Raw genomic sequence first — 16,441 nt, 5'->3', positions numbered from 1 at the left:
GGCGACGCCCGGCCCTTTCTCGTGGGCGATCGGCAATGTCTTGAAGAACAGGGCTCTTCCCCTCCCCGCGAGAGGGAGGGGGCGAGGCCTGTCCCTCAATTCGCCGCGTCGCCCCGCATGCGGTAGCCGCCCTCGTCGTCGCGCTCGAACATCTCGGCGATGCGGGCATGGCGCAGGGCCTCGCCGGAGCGGTCGGGCACCAGGTTCTGCTCCGAGACGTAGGCGACGTACTCGGTGTCCTGGTTCTCGGCGAGCAGGTGGTAGAACGGCTGGTCCTTGGACGGCCGCACCTCCTCGGGGATCGCCTGCCACCATTCCTCGGTGTTGGCGAAGACCGGGTCGACGTCGAAGATGATGCCGCGGAACGGGTAGATCCGGTGGCGCACGACGTCGCCGATGTTGAACTTGGCGAGGCGGATGACCGCGCCGGACGGCGCGGCGTCGGACTGCGGGGCGGGCATGGCGGAGGAGGTCTGTCCGAGTTGCATGGGCGTCACATAGGATGGCGGGGGCGGGATTGCACCGGCGCAGGGCAGGCCCCGGCCCCGAAGGTCTCACGATGCCGGGAGCCGGGGACGGTTCACGCCTCCAGGCCGTAGGCCCGGGCGAGGTCGGGATCCTTGGCGGCCACCAGCCGGGCGAGGTTCACGATCACGCTGGCCTGCTTCCAGGTGGCGTCGTCCTGCATCTTGCCGTCGAGCATCACCGCGCCGGTGCCGTCGGGCATCGCCTCCAGGATGCGCCTGGCGAAGGCGACCTCGGAGGGATCGGGCGCGAACACGCTTTTGGCGATCGCCACCTGGCTCGGATGCAGGGTCCAGGCACCGGCGCAGCCCATCAGAAAGGCGTTGCGGAACTGCACCTCACAGGCGGCGGCGTCCGAGAAGTCGCCGAACGGGCCGTAGAACGCCTTGATGCCGTTGGCCTGGCAGGCATCGACCATCCGGGCGATGGTGTAGTGCCAGAGGTCCTGCTGCACGCTCGCCCGCTCGGCCGAGCCCGGCGCCGGATCGGCGATGACCCGGTAATCCGGATGGCCGCCGCCGACCCGGGTGGTCTTCATGCCGCGCGACGCCGCGAGATCGGCCGGCCCCAGGCTCATGCCGTGCATGCGCGGCGAGGCGCAGGCGATGGCGTCGACGTTGGCCACGCCCTCCGCCGTCTCCAGGATGGCGTGGACGAGAATCGGCTTTCCGACCCCGGTCTTCGCCTCGAGCTGGGCGAGCAGCTGGTCGACGTAGTGGATGTCCCAGGGTCCCTCGACCTTCGGCACCATCACGACGTCGAGCTTGTCCCCGACCGCGGCGACGATCTCGACCAGGTCGTCGAGCAGCCAGGGTGAGTTGAGGGCGTTGACGCGGGTCCACAGGCCGGTGCCGTGGGCGGCGAAGTCGGTCTCCCGCGCGAGAGCGATGAAGCCCTTGCGGGCATTGAGCTTCTGGTCGGCCGGGACCGCATCCTCGAGGTTGCCCAGCACCACGTCGACCTGGCTCGCCAGCTCCGGCACCCGGGCGCGCACCTTGTCGTTGTGCGGCGGCACGAAGTGGATCATGCGCTCCAGGCGCACCGGCAGCTCGCGGAACGGGGCGGGCGCCCCGGAGGCCAGGGGCTGGAAGAAGCGGCGCGGCAGTTTCATGGGGTCTCTCCAGCCTCCGTCCCGGCCGTCCTCGCGGAGGTCCGGCCGTGACGGAGGGTTAGTGCAGGCCCGTCGCGGCCGTAAAGGCCCCCCGCGTCGGCAGATGGTCGGGGTCGCGGCGGCGACCGCGGCGCGCAGGCTCCGCCGTAAGCGGACATGCGGCCCCCGCTTTCGGAGAGGGGCCCGTCCCGCGCCCGCTGCACCATACTCCGACTTGTCTCCCGCTCTTTTTCTCAAGTCGTCGCATGTCGACTTGCGGCGCTTGATTTTGAATGTATCCTCCCGAATGCCGGAAAGGGACAGAAGATCCCGGGCGGCGCGGCCGCCGGATTGATTCCCGGCCGCGGACCTCGACGCCACGACCTGGCGGGCACACGGGAAAACCTGTGCGCAGGTGCTGTTTCGCACCTGCGCAATGGAACGCGCACGAACCCCCGGCGTTCATCGGGCGAGGCGGGCGGCGGAGGACAAGAACCATGTCCCGAGAGATCAATCGGCGCGGGCTTGCCGGCGCCGCGATCATGATGCTCGCCCTGTCGGTGCCGGCGCAGGCCGGCACGGTGGCGGACCGGCAGCGCTCGACCGTGCGGGCGAGCTTCACGGCGGGGGACCTCGCGGCGGCCCGGCCGGAGGGGCTGCCCGCGTCGGTGCGGCTGCCCGGCGACGATCCGGCGGCATTCCGCGCCTTCGTCGACGGCGCCTCGATGGCCGCGCGCGAGCCCTGGCTCGCCCTGTCGGGCGGGGGCGAGAACGGCGCCTTCGCGGCGGGGCTGCTGAAGGGCTGGTCCCGGGCCGGCAATCGGCCGGATTTCGGCGTCGTTACCGGCGTCTCGACCGGTGCGCTCATCGCCCCCTTCGCCTTCGTCGGCGCCTCGCAGGACGCGGCCCTGGAGAAAGCTTATACCGACACCTCCGCGGCGGACGTGTTCGAGTTCGGCGGCGGCCAGGAGAGCTTGACCGACACCTGGCCGCTCAAGCGCGGCATCGAGCGCAGCGTCACGCCGGCGCTCCTCGACGCGGTGGCGGCGGAGCACCGCAAGGGCCGGCGCCTCCTCGTCGTCACCACCGAGCTCGATTCCCTGCGCCCGATCCTGTGGGACATGGGCGCCATCGCGGCCGCCGGCGGTCCCGCGGGCCTCAAGCTGTTCCGCGAGGTAATGCTGGCCTCGGCGGCGATCCCCGGCATCTTCCCGCCGGTGATGATCGACTCCACCGGTCCCGGCGGCAAGCGCTTCCAGGAGATGCACGCCGATGGCGGCGCCACGGCGCCGTTCTTCGTCGCTCCCGGGCGCATGCTGCTCGATCCCGTCGCGGGTGCGCCCGCCGGGGAGGACCGCCTGCCGGCGCCGGCCGTCTACGTGGTCGTCAACACCTCGCAGGCGCCCGACTTCCAGGTCGCCCAGCGCTCGATGCTGAGCATCCTCGGCCGCTCGCTCTCGGCGATGATCAAGGCCCAGACCACCGGCGCCATCGCGGTGACGAGGGCCTACGCGGCCCGCACCGGGGCGACGATCCACGTCGCCACCATCGACCAGCGCTTCCCCCAGGTCTCGCAGGCCCCGTTCGAGCAGGGCTACATGCGGGCGCTGTTCGCCCACGGCGAGCGCCTGGGCAAGGCCGGCACCGCCTTCGACTGGTCGCCCGACACCCTGACCACCAGCGCGACGGGGCGCAGCGCCAGCAACGCGCCTTGAAACCGTACGCGAAAAACAGGCCCAACCGGCCCGGGCGCAGCGTCCCGGGACACGACTCCGACTTACGAGATCGTGGCCTTTCCGGTTTTCACGAGCTCCCCTTTTTCGGACGGCTGTAGCGTAGCGGAAGGAGATCCGGAATCCGGCACAACGACTTGCCGCAAAGTGGCTCTCCATGGTGTCCCGTTGCAAAAAAGCGGGCGCTCGGCGACGTCTCGTGCTGAATTCCCGGGCGCAATTCGCTGATGCCGCATGCGCTGGGGAAGGGCGCGGAGCCACACGGAGCTGTCGGACCACCGTCGAAGCCGCGCGGCGCCCTCCACCATCGGATACTCCCGAGGGTTCGGCCCAGGCGCCCGGGGGTGACGCGACGTGCTTTTCACCCGCGTCGGGAGAACCCATATTTCCCTATGATCGGCTGGACCGGTCAGGGACCCGGGGTAGCCGCATGGGCAAGCGATCCGACCTGCTGGCGCCGACGCTCGAGGCCGCCTTCGCCGCGGGCGGGGTCCACCTCGCGGCGGTACCGGTGGACGACTGCGAGAACACCCGGGTGCTGGTCGACGAGTTCGGCGGCCAGGTCCCGCAGGTCGAGCCGGGCTAGGGCGGTGGAGGCGCTTGCGCCGGATCCACGCTGGCGCCGGCGCGCGGCAGGCGCCCTGATGCTGCTCGGCGCCGGCGGCCTCGCGGCGTCGGCCCCGCTCTTGCTGCCGGAGGGAGCCCGCGCCTGGCACCTGCGTGCTGCCGCCGACGATCCGGCGGCGCTCGCGACCTTGCGTCTCGCCGCGGTCGCCGACCCGGAGCGGATCGGCACCGGACTCGACGCGGCGGTGGCTGCCGGCGACGAGGACCTTGCCCGCAGCTTCCTGGCGCTCGCCGAGGAGCGGAACGTCCCGGTTTCGCCCGAGCGGCGGGCTGCCGTGACGGCGCTCTCCGAGGGTGCGCCGCGCCGGGCGCTCGCGGAGGCCGCCACCGGCTTCGTCAGCGGCGAGGGGGCCGGGATGGCCGGCCTCGCCGGCGCGGTGGCGGGCGACCTCGTCGGCTACGGCGACCTGCGCGACCTGTGGCGCGAGGGCGGGCGGCTCGCCCGGGGCGAGGCCTACGATCCGCTGCTCCTTGGCCTCGCCACCGCCGGGCTGGCGCTCACCGGCGCCACCATCGTGTCGCTGGGATCGAGCGTGCCGGTCCATGCCGGCACCACGACCCTGAAGCTCGCCGCCCGCACCGGCAAGCTGTCGCGGCCTCTCGCCGCCCGGCTCACCCGGAGCGCCGGCGCGGCCGTGGACCGCGAGGCCCTGGCGCTCGCCACCGCGGCCGCCGGCCGGCTCGACCTCGCGGCCCTGCGCCAGGGCGCGAAGGGCGTGCTGCGGCCGGGCGCGCTGCGGGAGATTCGCAGCGTCGGCGAGCAATCGGCCCGGATCCAGGCCAGGCTCGGCACCCGCGGCACCATCCAGGCCCTCGCGGTGGCGGAGAACGCCGACGACCTGCGCCGGGTCGCCCGCCTGTCCGAGGGCCTGGGCGGGCGCACCCGCGCGGCCCTGGCGCTGCTCGGCCGCGGCGCGCTGGTGCTGGGATCGAGCCTGCTCGTGGTCCTTCAGGGCCTGTGGCTCGGCCTCGCGTGGTTCCTGGCCGCCGCCCTGTTCTGCCGCCGCGCCGGCACGGCGCTCGGACGCCTGATCTGGCGCCGCCGAGGCCGGGCACCGAAGCCGGCGCGCGTCGCGGACGTGCCGGCCTGATCTCGCGGCATCGGCGCTCGCACTGCATCGTCGTCTCGCCGCGCCGCGGCGTTCCACGGCGAGAGCCGGCGCCGCAACGACTGCCAACTTCCGCAACGTTCGACGGCAATCGACTGCCTGGACCGGCGGTCGTCGCCGCCCGTGCGCCAGGTTTCGCTTGGAGAGCCGGGCGCAACGGGCACTGATCCCGTCGCCTCGACCATCGCGTCCGCGACGATATTCGGCGCTCGACGTTCGAACGCCGATCATCCCCCTCCAAAAGGATGATGCCAATCCCGACCAGCCGATTGCGGCCGAGGCTGGGGGCAAGCATCCGGCCTAAGCCGCATCAATCATGTCGGACTTAACCTCGGTGCCGAAACCGCGATGAACAATCTTGTGCCGCAGAGGCTTTGGTACTTATATGGATCGGAACGGGTCGCGACCCGCTCGATCGCTGAGTTTTGCCGGGGGGCGCCGATGCACGCGGGTGGATGGGGCGAACGCGATCTGTGCGGAATTGCGCGGATGGGCAACGGGCGGCGGCGCAGCCGCGTCACCGGGACGACCGCGCCGTGACCGCCTGGCAACCGGCGGCGGCGGCCGCCCTCGACGCGCTCGCCCTCGCGGTGCTGGTGGTCGACCGGCACGGGCACATCCTCCACGCCAACCGGGAGGCGGCGGACCTCATCGATCGCCCGGACGGGGCCCTGTCGGGCCCGCACGCCGGCGGCGGGCAGGGAACGGGGCAGGGCACCCGGCACCTCGGGGCACGGCAGGCGGAGGGCCGCTCGCGGCTCCACGCCCTGATCCAGGCGGCCTGCGACGGACGGCCCGGTGAGGCCGGCGGCTTCTTGCAGCTCGACGGCGGCGGTCCCGACGAGCCGGGCGTCTCGGTCTGCGTCTCGCCCCTCCTCGACGACGAGGCGCCGGGCCGGGCGGTGGTGGTGGCGCGCCTGCTGCGGGCGCAGGGGAGGATCGAGCTGCAGCTGCGCACCCTGTTCGGCCTCACCCGGGCGGAGGCGCAGGTCGGCGCGGCGCTCGCCCGCGGCGGCTGCCTCGCCGAGATCGCCGCGGAGCTCGGCATCAGCGTCACCACGGCGCGCACCCACGTCGCCCGCATCTTCCTCAAGACCGGTACCAAGCAGCAAAGCCAGCTCGTTGCCCTGGTGGCGGCGGTGCAGCTGCCGGTGGCCTGCGCGGAGACGCCGCCCGTCGCGGCTCACGCCCTGAGATCGAGCCGGTAGGCGTAGGCGTCGCCGCGAAACAGGCCCTCGACGTACTCGATCATCCGGTCGTCCCGGTCGTAGGAGCGGCGCTTGATGAGGAGGCAGGGGAGGGCCTGGGTGAAGCCGAACACCGCGCACTCGGCCTCGTCCGGCGTCGCCGCCTCGATCGTCTGGCGGCAGCGCACCAGGGCGGCCCCGTGAGCCCCGAGAAAGGCATAGACCGAGCCGCCGAGGTCGCCCTCGGCCAGGGCCGGCACCGCCGTGAGGTCGTACCAGGCCACCTCCCGCGACAACGGCATGCCGTCGCCGCAGCGGATGCGGACGAGCTTGAGGAACGGCGCCGTCGAGGGCAGGCCGAACAGCGAGGCGATCGAGCGGTCCTGGACCACGCGGCGCTCGACGACCCGCGTCGAGGGCACCCGGCCGAGCTCGCGCATCTCCTCGGTGAAGCCCTTGAGCCGGTCCATCCCCGGGCTGAGCCGGGTGCGGCCGGGCGCGACGATGAAGCCGTGCCGGCCATGCGCCGTGAGGTAGTGCTGGCGGCGCAGCGAATCGTAGCAGCGCTGCACCGTGGTACGGCTGACCCCCAGGGCCTCGGCGAAGGGCCGCTCGGCCGGCAGCGTCGTGCCGCCCGCCACCGTGCCGTCCTCGATCAGCGCACGCAAGCGCTCTTCCAGCTGCTGGTAGAGCGGCTTCGCGGTATCGTGCCGCAGACGCACCAGGCTCGTCAGGGCAGGGGGGCCCGGGCCGGGCCCGGACGGGTGCTCGGGCATCGGCGGGTCAGACGATGCGAGGTGAGCGCGCCGGGGCGGCGGGAGCGACCGGACGGAGAGGGAACATGAGCGTCGACATGGCGGCCGATCCGGCTCTCTTCGTGCTCGGAAGCTTCGTGGTGGCTTGTTCTGCCACGGTTGACCGGCTGCCGCGAGCGGGCGAATCACTGAGGGCACAGGCTTTCCTGGTCGAGCCCGGGGGCAAGGGCCTCAACCTCGCGGTCGGGGCCCGGCGCCTCGGTGCCAGCGTCGACGGCCTTCTGGCGATCGGGGACGACGCCCTGGCGGCGCTCGCCGCGCCGGCGCTGGCCCGCGCCGGCCTGGATCCCGGGATGCTGCGCCGATTTCCCGGCCCGACCGGGGCCGGCATCGGCTTCACCGACGCAGCTGGCGAGAACTGCCTCGCGGTCCATCCCGGCGCCAATGCCCGGCTCGGGCCCGCGGAGGTGCGGGCGGCGGAGGGGCGGATCGCCGGCAGCGCCCTCGTCCTGGCGCAGTTCGAGGCCGGCGACGAGGCGGTGGCGGAGACGTTCCGGATCGCCCGCGCGGCGGGCCGGCGCACCCTGCTCAATCCCTCGCCGTTCCGGATGCCGGCGCCGGGAATGCTGGCCGATACCGCGATCCTCGTCGTCAACGCGGTCGAGGCGGCGGCGTTCGGCGCCGCCCTCGGTGCGCCGGTGTGGGAGGGCGCGGCGGAGCCGGCGGCGTTCGAGGCTATGGCGGCGGCGCTCCTACCCCGCGGGCCGGACCTCGTCGTGGTCACCCTCGGGGCGTCCGGGGCGCTTGCCTTCGCGGCTGGCCGACCGGCCGTGGTCCAGCCGGCCTTCGCGGTGGCAGCGCTCGACACGCTCGGCGCCGGCGACGCCTTCACGGCCGGTCTCGCCGTCGGCCTCGCCGAGGGGCAGCCTCTGCCCCAGGCCATGCGCCTCGCCGCGGCCTGCGGCGCCTGCGTAGTCCGTCACAAGGGCGTGTTCGACGCCCTGCCGGACCGCGCCGCGGTCGCGGCGCTGCTCGCGGGCGCCGCGTGACGCACCCGTCGTGAAAGGACGTTTTTCGGGAAGCCGGAGATGTCGGCCTGGAGCATCGTCCGACCAAGTGGCCACCGGGTGGGCGAAGAGAATGCGGTAAAATACAATGACCTGGAGAGCTTCGCGATCGTGAAGCTCTCTAGGTGAACAGGCCGGCGAGCACGCTGCCGAGCACCGCGACTGCCGCCAGGGTCACGAGGAACCGGATGTCGTCGAGTCTTTCCCTGATCATCGCCGAACCTCCGTCGCGTGACCCGGCGATGTCTACGGCCCGGGCCATTCCAGCGCGGTGCGCCGACGCACCTCCACTTGCGGGATGGTGAACGGCGCCGGCCCGACCTTGCCGGTCATCGCACAGGCCGGACGCCAAGGCCTTGAGGCGGCACCACGAAACAAGGTGAATCGCAGTGAGGCCAGAGCGGCTTGGCCGTTGACAAGAGGCCTCGCACCTAAGAAAAAAGGCCACACGCGAGGTGTGGCCCAAGTCTAGGGAGGAAACGCCCAAAGAGGGCAGCAACGCCGCGACGCCATCGCCGCGTTGCCATTCCATAGCTAAAACCTGCCCATCCTGCTGGCAAGGGCCGACTCGCGTTTTGTGGCATCCGCGACGCAGGTGATGCCGTGGCGCAACGCCTCACCCAGCGTCAAGCGCCGGGATCCGCGACCACCGCGTTCCGTTCTCGTCGATCGCGACACGTGAAGGAGCCGCCGCGATGACGCCGACCGATCCGACGACGCGGCGCATCCCGGTCCGCGGCCTCACCCTGAACATCGCCGAATCTGGCCCCGCCGATGGGCCGCTGACCATCCTGCTGCACGGCTTTCCCGAGACCTGGTGGAGCTGGCGGCACCAGATCGGTCCGCTGGCGGCGGCCGGAATGCGGGTGGTGGCGCCGGACCAGCGCGGCTACGGCCTGTCGAGCCGGCCGGACGGCATCTCCGCCTACCACCTCGACCGCCTCGCCGAGGACGTGATCGGGCTCGCCGATGCCCTCGGGCCGGATTCCGGGCAGGGCGCGCGCTTCCGCCTCGTCGGGCACGATTGGGGTGGCCTCGTCGCCTGGTGGGTGGCCTCGCGCTACCCCGAGCGGCTGGAGCGGGTGGCGATCCTCAACGCACCGCATCCGGACGTCTTCGGCGCCTATGCCCGCCGGCATCCGAGCCAGGTGCTGCGCAGCTTCTACGTCGGCCTGTTCCAGATCCCAGGCCTGCCGGAGGCGCTGCTGCGGGCCGGCGACTGCGCGGCGCTCCGCCGCGCCCTGACCAATTCGAGCCGGCCCGGCGCCTTCTCGCCGCACGACCTCGACCTCTACGCCGCCGCCTGGCGCCGGCCCGGCGCCATCACGGCGATGCTGAACTGGTACCGGGCGCTGCGCCTACCCCGGGAGCCGGCGCGGGGGCCGATCCGGCTTCCCGTGCTGGTGCTGTGGGGGGAGCGCGACACGGCGCTCGAGCGTGGCCTCGCCGCCGAGAGCCTGCGCCTCTGCACGCAAGGCGCGGCGCGGTACTTCCCCGCCGCCACCCACTGGCTCCAGCACGAGGAGCCGCAGGCGGTCAACGACGCCCTGATCGGCTTCCTGACCGCCTCGTCGCCGGCTCAGGCCTGATCGCCGAACAGCAGCCGCTTCGTCGCCTCGGTCACGTCGTCCTGCCGCATCAGGCTCTCGCCGACGAGCAGCGTACGGATGCCGGCCCGCCCCAGCACCTGCGCGTCGGCGTGGCCGCCGATGCCGCTCTCGCCGACCAGGATCCGGTCCGCCGGGACCAGCGGGCTCAGGCGCACGGCGTTGTCGAGGGAGACCGCGAAGGTGCGCAGGTCGCGGTTGTTGACGCCGATCAGCCGGGTGCCGAGGGGGAGCGCCCGCGCGAGTTCGGCCTCGTCGTGCACCTCGACCAGCACGTCCATGCCGAGGTCGTGGGCGGTCTCGACCAGCGCCGTCGCCTCCTCGTCGTCGAGGCTCGCCATGATGACGAGGATGCAGTCGGCGCCCCAGGCCCGGGCCTCGACCACTTGGTAGGGCTCGAACAGGAAGTCCTTGCGCAGGACCGGCAGCGAGCAGGCGGCGCGAGCCGCCGTCAGGTATTCGGGCTTGCCCTTGAACGAGGGCTCGTCGGTGAGCACCGACAGGCAGCTGGCGCCGCCCGCCTCGTAGGCGCGGGCGAGCGCCGGCGGATCGAAATCCTCGCGGATCAGGCCGCGGGACGGCGAGGCCTTCTTGATCTCGGCGATCAGCGCGAAGCGGTCTTGCGCGATATGGGCCGCGATCGCGTCGGCGAAGCCGCGGGGCGGGTCGGCCTTCGCGGCGCGCTTCTCCAGCTCGGCGAGCGGCACGCGCAGCTTCGCCGCCGCGATCTCGCGCCGCTTGTAGGCTTCGATATGGGCGAGGACGTCGGCCGAGCGCGGCCGGGCCTCGCCGTCGGAAGACGTCGTTTCGGTGTCGGACAAGGCCGTGTCCTCCCCTCGGGAGCGTGTCGGGGGTATCGAGCGGGTATTCTCTCGGATCCAGCCGCGAGGCGGGGTCACGCGTGGGAGACGGCCGCCAGGCGATCCAGGACCGCCTTGGCCGCACCGGTATCGATCGCCTGGGCGGCGCGCGCCACGCCGTCCTGCAGGCTGTCAACGCGCCCGGCGACCATCAGGGCCGCTGCGGCATTGAGGACGCCGATGTCGCGGTAGGGCGTGTGGGCGCCGCCGAGCACGTCGCGCAAGGCTCCCGCATTGTGCGCCGGGTCGCCGCCACGCAGCTCCTCGGCTTGCGCGAGGCGCAGGCCCAGCTCCCGCGGGTCGATGGTGAAGCGGCGCAGCGCCCCGTTCTCCCACGCCACCACGGCGGTCGGGCCGGTGGTGGTGATCTCGTCGAGCCCGTCCGAGCCGTGCACGGTCCAGACCCGGTGGCTGCCGAGCTCGGCCAGCACCCGGGTCATCGGCTCGGCGAGCGAGGCCGCGTAGACGCCCAGCAGCTGCGCCGACACCCCGGCCGGGTTGCACAGGGGGCCGAGCACGTTGAACAGCGTGCGCGTGCCGATCTCGACCCGCACCGGCGCGACGTGGCGCATCGAGGCGTGGTGCGCCTGGGCGAACATGAAGCACAGGCCCGCCTCGGACAGGCAGCGGGCGAGGTGGCCGGGGGTGAGGCCGATGCCGACGCCGAGGGCCGAGAGCACGTCGGCGGCGCCCGAGCGCGACGAGGCGGCGCGGTTGCCGTGCTTGGCCACTGGCACGCCGCAGGCGGCGGTGACGATCGCCGCGAGCGTCGAGACGTTGTAGCTGCCCGAATGGTCGCCGCCGGTGCCGACGATGTCGATTGCGCCCTCGGGCGCCACGACGCGGGTCATGCGCTCGCGCAAGGCGCCGGCCGCACCCGTGATCTCGTCCAGAGCCTCGCCGCGGACGTGCAACGCCATCAGGAAGGCGCCGGCCTGGGCGTGCGTCACCTCGCCGGAGAGCAGGTGGTCGAAGGCGCGGCGGGCCTCCTCGCGCGTCAGCGCGGCGCCCGTGGCGACCTTCGCCAGGTAGGGCTTGAACGAGTCCATGACGAGTACGGCCTGATCTCAGCGCGGGCTCACGCGCCCGGTTCCGTCAATGCACATCTCGGCCGCGCTTGTCACCCCGGCTCTCGCCGTTCCGGGTCCTGGCGTTCCAGTCGGCGGCGAGGTCGAGGAAATTGCGCACCATGGTCTGCCCGTGCTGCGACAGGATGCTCTCGGGGTGGAACTGCACCCCGTGCACCGGGCGCTCGGCATGCTCCAGCGCCATGACGAGGCCGTCGGCCTCGGCCGTGACCACGAGGTCCTGCGGGCAGGTCGCCCGCTCGACGATCAGCGAGTGGTAGCGGGTGGCCGCGAACGGCCCGTTGATGCCGCGAAACAGCCCGGTCGCCCGGTGCTGCACCTGCGAGACCTTGCCGTGCATGGGCGCCGGCGCCCGCACCACGTCGCCGCCGAAGGCCTGGCCGATCGCCTGGAGTCCGAGGCAGACGCCGAGCATCGGGATCTCGTCGCTCAAGCTCCGCACCACGTCGAGGCAGACACCCGCCTCGCTCGGCGTGCAGGGTCCGGGCGAGAGCACCAGGGCGTCGGGCGCGCGCCGGCGGATCTCCTCGACGGTGATCGCGTCGTTGCGCACCACCTCGATCGACCCGGCGAGTGGGCCGATCAGGTGGACGAGGTTCCAGGTGAAGGAATCGTAGTTGTCGATGACCAGGATGTCGGACATGGGGCGCCTCTCGCGGGCGCGGTGTGGGGCTTGGGGCGGCGGGAGGTCAAGGGGGAGGGGCGTCAGCGGCGGCTCGGGGTCGTCTGCCAGGGCGTCGAGATTGTAAGGGCGTCTTCCCTCTCTGCTCGACGACATCGATACCCTCCGGGTCATTCCGGGGCCGCGTAAGCGGAGCCTGGAATCCAGAACCGCGGATGGTTCAGGATCGAGCGAAGACTGTTCCGCCTTCCTTTGAAACCCCTGCGCGTCTGGATTCCGGGCTCCGCTTGCGCGGCCCCGGAATGACGCGGAGGGGTTCAGCACTGTCGAGTTAAACCGGGGTCCCACCGACTCTCGGAATACAAAATACCCGCCCCTCCCTTGCGGGACAGGCGGGTGTGAAGTCGAGGGTCCGTGGTGGAGGGAAGTGCCTATTCCTTCTCGCCGGTGAGGCTCAGCAGCATCTGGAACAGGTTGATGAAGTTCAGGTAGAGCGACAGTGCCCCGAACACCGCGAGCTTGGAATTGGCTTCCTCGCCCCAGTTCTCGGCGTACTGCTCCTTGATCGACTGGGTGTCGTAGGCGGTGAGCCCGGTGAAGATCACGACGCCGATGAGCGAGATCGCGAATTGCAGCGCGCTCGAGGCGAGGAAGATGTTGACCAGGCTGGCGATGACGAGGCCGATCAGGCCCATCACCAGGAACGAGCCCATCCGCGACAGGTCGCGCTTGGTGGTGTAGCCGTAGAGGCTGGTCGCCCCGAACATCGCCGCGGTGATGAAGAAGGTGCGGGCGATGCTGGTGCCGGTGAAGACCAGGAAGATCGAGGCCAGCGACAGCCCCATCACCCCGCAGAAGGTCCAGAACAGGGTGTGGGCGGTGGCCGCCGAGATCCGGTCGGCGCGGAACGACAGCACCAGGATGAAGGCGAGAGGGGCCAGCATCACGACGTATTTCAGCGGCGTGCCGAAGAGCGGCTTGTAGAGCGCCGGGGTCGAGGAGACGCCGAGGGCGACGAGGCCGGTCAGGGCCAGGCCGAGGCCCATCGTGTTGTAGACCCGCAGCATGTGCCGCCGCAGGCCCTCGTCGAAGACCGCACCGGCGGGGGCCGCGTGGGTCTGCCAGGCGTAGGGGGTGTTCATCGGGGAGAGTGCTCCGGGATGGTGGCGGATGAAGTCAGTGATGCAGGGCCGCCAGGGTGGCGGCGGCCCGGCCGAGGTCGGGCTCGCTGCCCGAGCCGCTGAGCGCGTAGGCGCCGCGTCCCGCCTTCCAGTAGACCGTGACGGCCTCCGGCGAGCGGACGATGGCGGGGGCGCTCGCCTCCGTGTCGGCGCTGCGGGTGGCGAAGAGCGCGACCTTGCCGAGGGTGCCGGCATCGATCGCGACCTCGACGCCCGCGCCGCTGCGCGAGGGGAAGATCTGCATGTCGTCGACGCGCCAGTCCGACGGCAGGTCGGGCAGGGCGATGCCCGTCGCTGCCTCGACCTCGCGGCGGTCGTAGGCGGGGGTCGGGCGCTGCGAGGTCACCCGGGCGCGGACCAGGGCGGCCTGGCGCGCCTGGAGCGCCTCCTCGACGAAGGCCGGGGAGTGGGTCGACGCGATGGTGTTCTGCACCCCGAAATCGCCGGTCTCGTTGTGCAGGAGCCAGCCGGTCCCGACCAGCATGGCGATCACCGCGGCGCGCTGGAGCCGGGCGCCGATGCGGCGCCATGTGAGCGCCCGGTCGAGGCGGCGGGCCGCCGCGGCGAGGCGCTCGGGCGACGGGCCCGGCCGCACGGCCACGCTCTCCGCCGACCCGAACGCGGCGCGCAGGGCGTCGCGGGTGTGCAGGTCGGCCATCACCCGGGCCGCCACCTCCGGCCGCGCCGCGAGGTGCTCCTCGACCTCGATCCGCCGGCCGAGATCGAGCTGGCCGTCGATGTAGGCGTTCAGGTCGGTCTCGGTGATCGGATCCATGGCCGCCTCCGGTGGTTGCTCGCCGCCCATCACGACGCCCTCGCGCTGTTCCCGCCCTCGACCACGCGCAGGCGCGGTCGCTCCGGGGCGTCCTCCGGGGCCGGCAGGCGCGAGCCGCCGCTCTCGATGTTGCGCAGGGCCGCCCGCGCCCGGCCTAGGCGCGACATCAGCGTCCCGATCGGGATGCCGAGCACGTCGGCGGCCTCCTGGTAGGCCAGCCCCTCGATCGTCACGAGGTGCAGGGCCTCGCGCTGCTCGGCCGGCAGGCGCTGGAACGCCTCGCGCACCTGGGCGAGGCGCACGTGCCCCTCCTGGGCCGGCGGCGTCGCCTCATCGACGATGTGGCCGAGGGCGTCGGCGTAGCGCGCCTCGACCTTGCGGCGGCGCTGGTCGTCGATGAAGGCGTTGTGCAGCACCGTCATCAGCCAGGTGCGCAGGTTGGTGCCCGGACGCAGGGAGCCCTGGCGCTCGAGGGCGCGCACGAGCGTGTCGTGCACGAGGTCGTCGGCCTGGGCGGAATCGCGCGTCAGGGACCGGGCGTAGCGCCGGAGCGGCACCAGGAGGTCGAGGACGTCGGGGCGCTTTCGAAGCATCATATGGGGTGAACGATCACGGCCCCCGGTCTAATCCCGTCTCCATCGCACCTTATGCGCAACGGGATCACATCCGCGTGAGCAGCGGCAGGTTCGCGGATCGGGAACAGGGATCCGACCCGATGCGCCGCCCCGGCTTTCCCTCCCGGACCCTGGTCCGCGGAGACGACGCTGCCGCATCCGGCCGGAGAGACCGTGCCGTCGCCTGGCTGGTGCTAGCCGAGGACCCGGCCCGTGCGACAAGCTGGAGGTCGTCGCGCCGCGACCACGGCAGGTCGGGTGCGATCGTGGAGCACCAGGGCCGGAAGCGGTTCCGGGCCCGAGAGCGAGGGGCCGCCCTCTTGCCTCCTCCATCGACAGGTGGATCCACCAGCGGTTTTGCTCCGAAACGCATGCCGGCTCGCGGAGGAAAGCGCAGTAAGATCGAAGACCCAAAGCCGGGACGGAAGGAGATCGCGCCGTTCCTGTCTTCAGGATCTCCCGCGCCACGAGCCGCGATCGGCACGCCACGGGAATGCCGCCGGGGGGCGGTCCGGGTCGAGATCCGGTCAGATCGAAGGGAGGGATGGTGGAGCTTAGCGGGATCGAACCGCTGACCTCCTGCATGCCATGCAGGCGCTCTCCCAGCTGAGCTAAAGCCCCATCCGTCAGCCGCAGCGCTGGGTACGCTGCCGGGTCTCGTCGATCGCTGGCTGCGATCTGATCGTATCGGGCACGGCCTGAAGCAGGTTGGTGGAGCTTAGCGGGATCGAACCGCTGACCTCCTGCATGCCATGCAGGCGCTCTCCCAGCTGAGCTAAAGCCCCATCCGTCAACCGCGGCGCTGGGTACGCCGGCGGGTCTCGTCATGATCGCGGACCGCGATCGGATCACCCCAGGCGAGCCTGAAGCAATTTTGGTGGAGCTTAGCGGGATCGAACCGCTGACCTCCTGCATGCCATGCAGGCGCTCTCCCAGCTGAGCTAAAGCCCCACTCCGCAGGACGTTTGGGATCCGTCCCGGAACCGGACCGGCGCTCCCTTTCGGGGGCGCCGTCGGTGAGCGGCGGTATATGAGGCTGTGGCGCCGGACACAAGCCCTCGGGGCGGGTGTTCGCGAAGTTTTCGTGACCGTCGCGAATTCCCAAGAGAAAACAGAGGGGTGGCGCGATGCCGGCCTCCCGCCGCCGTCGCCCGACCCCCGAACCGGTCAGGATTCCTCGTCGCTCTCGATGTCGCCGTCGATGAAGTCGGAGACGTCGTCGCCGCTCTCCTCGTCCTCCTCCAGGAAGGTGTCGTCGTCGCCGCCGGTATCGGCCACATCGGCATCGTCGTCGACCGAGACGTCGTCGCCGCCCTCGGCGGCCTCGACCTCGTCGAGGGAAACCATCTCGGGGGCGCCGGCCTCCTCCTCGGTCTCCTCCTCGCGCGGGGCGCGGTTGGCGATGGCCGGAGCGGGGACGCGGGTGCTGGAGAGGGCGGCCACCTGGTAGACGGTGCCGCATTTGGGGCACACGGCAGGGTCCCTGCTGAGGTCGTAGAACTTCGCGCCGCAGCTCATGCACTGGCGCTTCAAGCCGAGTTCCGGTCTGGCCACGGTAGTCACGTTCCTGTCGATGTCGGTAAGAGTGGGTCCGGTTAGTC

At 71.9% G+C, this 16,441-nt stretch carries 16 protein-coding genes and 3 tRNA genes; 6 read left to right on the top strand and 13 right to left on the bottom strand.

Annotation, left to right across the window (positions count from 1 at the left end):
- Positions 1–95: 95 nt before the first annotated feature.
- Positions 96–461, bottom strand: a complete 366-nt coding sequence (hspQ, locus tag ACS5PV_RS12835; RefSeq protein ID WP_455395889.1) for a heat shock protein HspQ — start codon at positions 459–461, stop codon at positions 96–98.
- A 119-nt stretch (positions 462–580) separates the two neighbouring features.
- Positions 581–1,636, bottom strand: coding sequence for an HpcH/HpaI aldolase/citrate lyase family protein (locus tag ACS5PV_RS12830; RefSeq protein WP_455395706.1), 1,056 nt, complete (start codon positions 1,634–1,636; stop codon positions 581–583).
- A gap of 476 nt (positions 1,637–2,112) precedes the next feature.
- Between ACS5PV_RS12830 and ACS5PV_RS12825 the strand changes: the two genes are divergently transcribed.
- The 4 genes from ACS5PV_RS12825 (at position 2,113) to ACS5PV_RS12810 (ending at position 6,292) form a co-directional block, all read left to right on the top strand.
- Positions 2,113–3,330, top strand: coding sequence for a patatin-like phospholipase family protein (locus ACS5PV_RS12825; RefSeq protein WP_455395705.1), 1,218 nt, complete (start codon positions 2,113–2,115; stop codon positions 3,328–3,330).
- Positions 3,331–3,778: 448 nt separating this feature from the next.
- Entirely contained in the window at positions 3,779–3,934 is a 156-nt protein-coding gene (locus ACS5PV_RS12820) for a hypothetical protein (RefSeq protein ID WP_455395704.1), read from the top strand.
- 58 nt (positions 3,935–3,992) lie between these two features.
- Complete coding sequence (locus ACS5PV_RS12815; protein ID WP_455395703.1) at positions 3,993–5,066, top strand: hypothetical protein; 1,074 nt, start codon at positions 3,993–3,995, stop codon at positions 5,064–5,066.
- Positions 5,067–5,620: 554 nt separating this feature from the next.
- Positions 5,621–6,292, top strand: coding sequence for a helix-turn-helix transcriptional regulator (locus tag ACS5PV_RS12810; RefSeq protein ID WP_455395702.1), 672 nt, complete (start codon positions 5,621–5,623; stop codon positions 6,290–6,292).
- Here ACS5PV_RS12810 and ACS5PV_RS12805 read toward each other — a convergent pair.
- Positions 6,268–7,047, bottom strand: a complete 780-nt coding sequence (locus ACS5PV_RS12805; protein ID WP_455395701.1) for a GntR family transcriptional regulator — start codon at positions 7,045–7,047, stop codon at positions 6,268–6,270. The genes ACS5PV_RS12810 and ACS5PV_RS12805 overlap by 25 nt on opposite strands.
- Positions 7,048–7,112: 65 nt before the next feature.
- Here ACS5PV_RS12805 and ACS5PV_RS12800 point away from each other — a divergent pair, with 65 nt between their 5' ends.
- Positions 7,113–8,075 (top strand): PfkB family carbohydrate kinase, encoded by a 963-nt coding sequence (locus ACS5PV_RS12800; protein WP_455395700.1) that lies wholly within the window; start codon positions 7,113–7,115, stop codon positions 8,073–8,075.
- A 713-nt stretch (positions 8,076–8,788) separates the two neighbouring features.
- On the top strand, positions 8,789–9,682 hold the full coding sequence (locus tag ACS5PV_RS12795) for an alpha/beta fold hydrolase (RefSeq protein ID WP_455395699.1): 894 nt from the start codon (positions 8,789–8,791) through the stop codon (positions 9,680–9,682).
- Here ACS5PV_RS12795 and trpC read toward each other — a convergent pair.
- From trpC to ACS5PV_RS12745, 10 genes are all read right to left on the bottom strand, one after another.
- Positions 9,673–10,521 carry an indole-3-glycerol phosphate synthase TrpC gene (gene trpC, locus ACS5PV_RS12790; protein ID WP_455395698.1) on the bottom strand — a complete coding sequence of 283 codons (849 nt, stop codon included), beginning with the start codon at positions 10,519–10,521 and terminating at the stop codon, positions 9,673–9,675. The two genes, ACS5PV_RS12795 and trpC, sit on opposite strands and share 10 nt — an antisense overlap.
- A gap of 74 nt (positions 10,522–10,595) precedes the next feature.
- Positions 10,596–11,609 carry an anthranilate phosphoribosyltransferase gene (gene trpD / locus ACS5PV_RS12785; protein WP_455395697.1) on the bottom strand — a complete coding sequence of 338 codons (1,014 nt, stop codon included), beginning with the start codon at positions 11,607–11,609 and terminating at the stop codon, positions 10,596–10,598.
- A 46-nt stretch (positions 11,610–11,655) separates the two neighbouring features.
- Positions 11,656–12,291, bottom strand: coding sequence for an anthranilate synthase component II (locus ACS5PV_RS12780; protein ID WP_455395696.1), 636 nt, complete (start codon positions 12,289–12,291; stop codon positions 11,656–11,658).
- Positions 12,292–12,701: 410 nt separating this feature from the next.
- A complete protein-coding gene (locus ACS5PV_RS12775; protein WP_455395695.1) occupies positions 12,702–13,412 on the bottom strand; it encodes a Bax inhibitor-1/YccA family protein in 711 nt (236 codons plus the stop codon).
- 34 nt (positions 13,413–13,446) lie between these two features.
- Positions 13,447–14,226 carry an anti-sigma factor family protein gene (locus tag ACS5PV_RS12770; protein ID WP_455395694.1) on the bottom strand — a complete coding sequence of 260 codons (780 nt, stop codon included), beginning with the start codon at positions 14,224–14,226 and terminating at the stop codon, positions 13,447–13,449.
- Positions 14,227–14,255: 29 nt separating this feature from the next.
- Positions 14,256–14,819, bottom strand: a complete 564-nt coding sequence (locus tag ACS5PV_RS12765) for a sigma-70 family RNA polymerase sigma factor (RefSeq protein ID WP_455395888.1) — start codon at positions 14,817–14,819, stop codon at positions 14,256–14,258.
- Positions 14,820–15,385: 566 nt separating this feature from the next.
- Positions 15,386–15,461, bottom strand: a tRNA-Ala gene (locus tag ACS5PV_RS12760).
- Positions 15,462–15,549: 88 nt separating this feature from the next.
- Positions 15,550–15,625: transfer RNA gene (locus tag ACS5PV_RS12755), tRNA-Ala, on the bottom strand.
- Positions 15,626–15,715: 90 nt separating this feature from the next.
- Positions 15,716–15,791 (bottom strand) — tRNA-Ala (locus ACS5PV_RS12750).
- Positions 15,792–16,007: 216 nt separating this feature from the next.
- Positions 16,008–16,394 carry a TIGR02300 family protein gene (locus tag ACS5PV_RS12745; RefSeq protein WP_455395693.1) on the bottom strand — a complete coding sequence of 129 codons (387 nt, stop codon included), beginning with the start codon at positions 16,392–16,394 and terminating at the stop codon, positions 16,008–16,010.
- Positions 16,395–16,441: the final 47 nt, after the last annotated feature.

This window comes from Methylobacterium sp. Gmos1 (genome assembly GCF_053764715.1).
The sequence above is the reverse complement of the archived record's forward strand: the minus strand, read 5'-3'. Positions and strand labels throughout refer to the sequence as shown.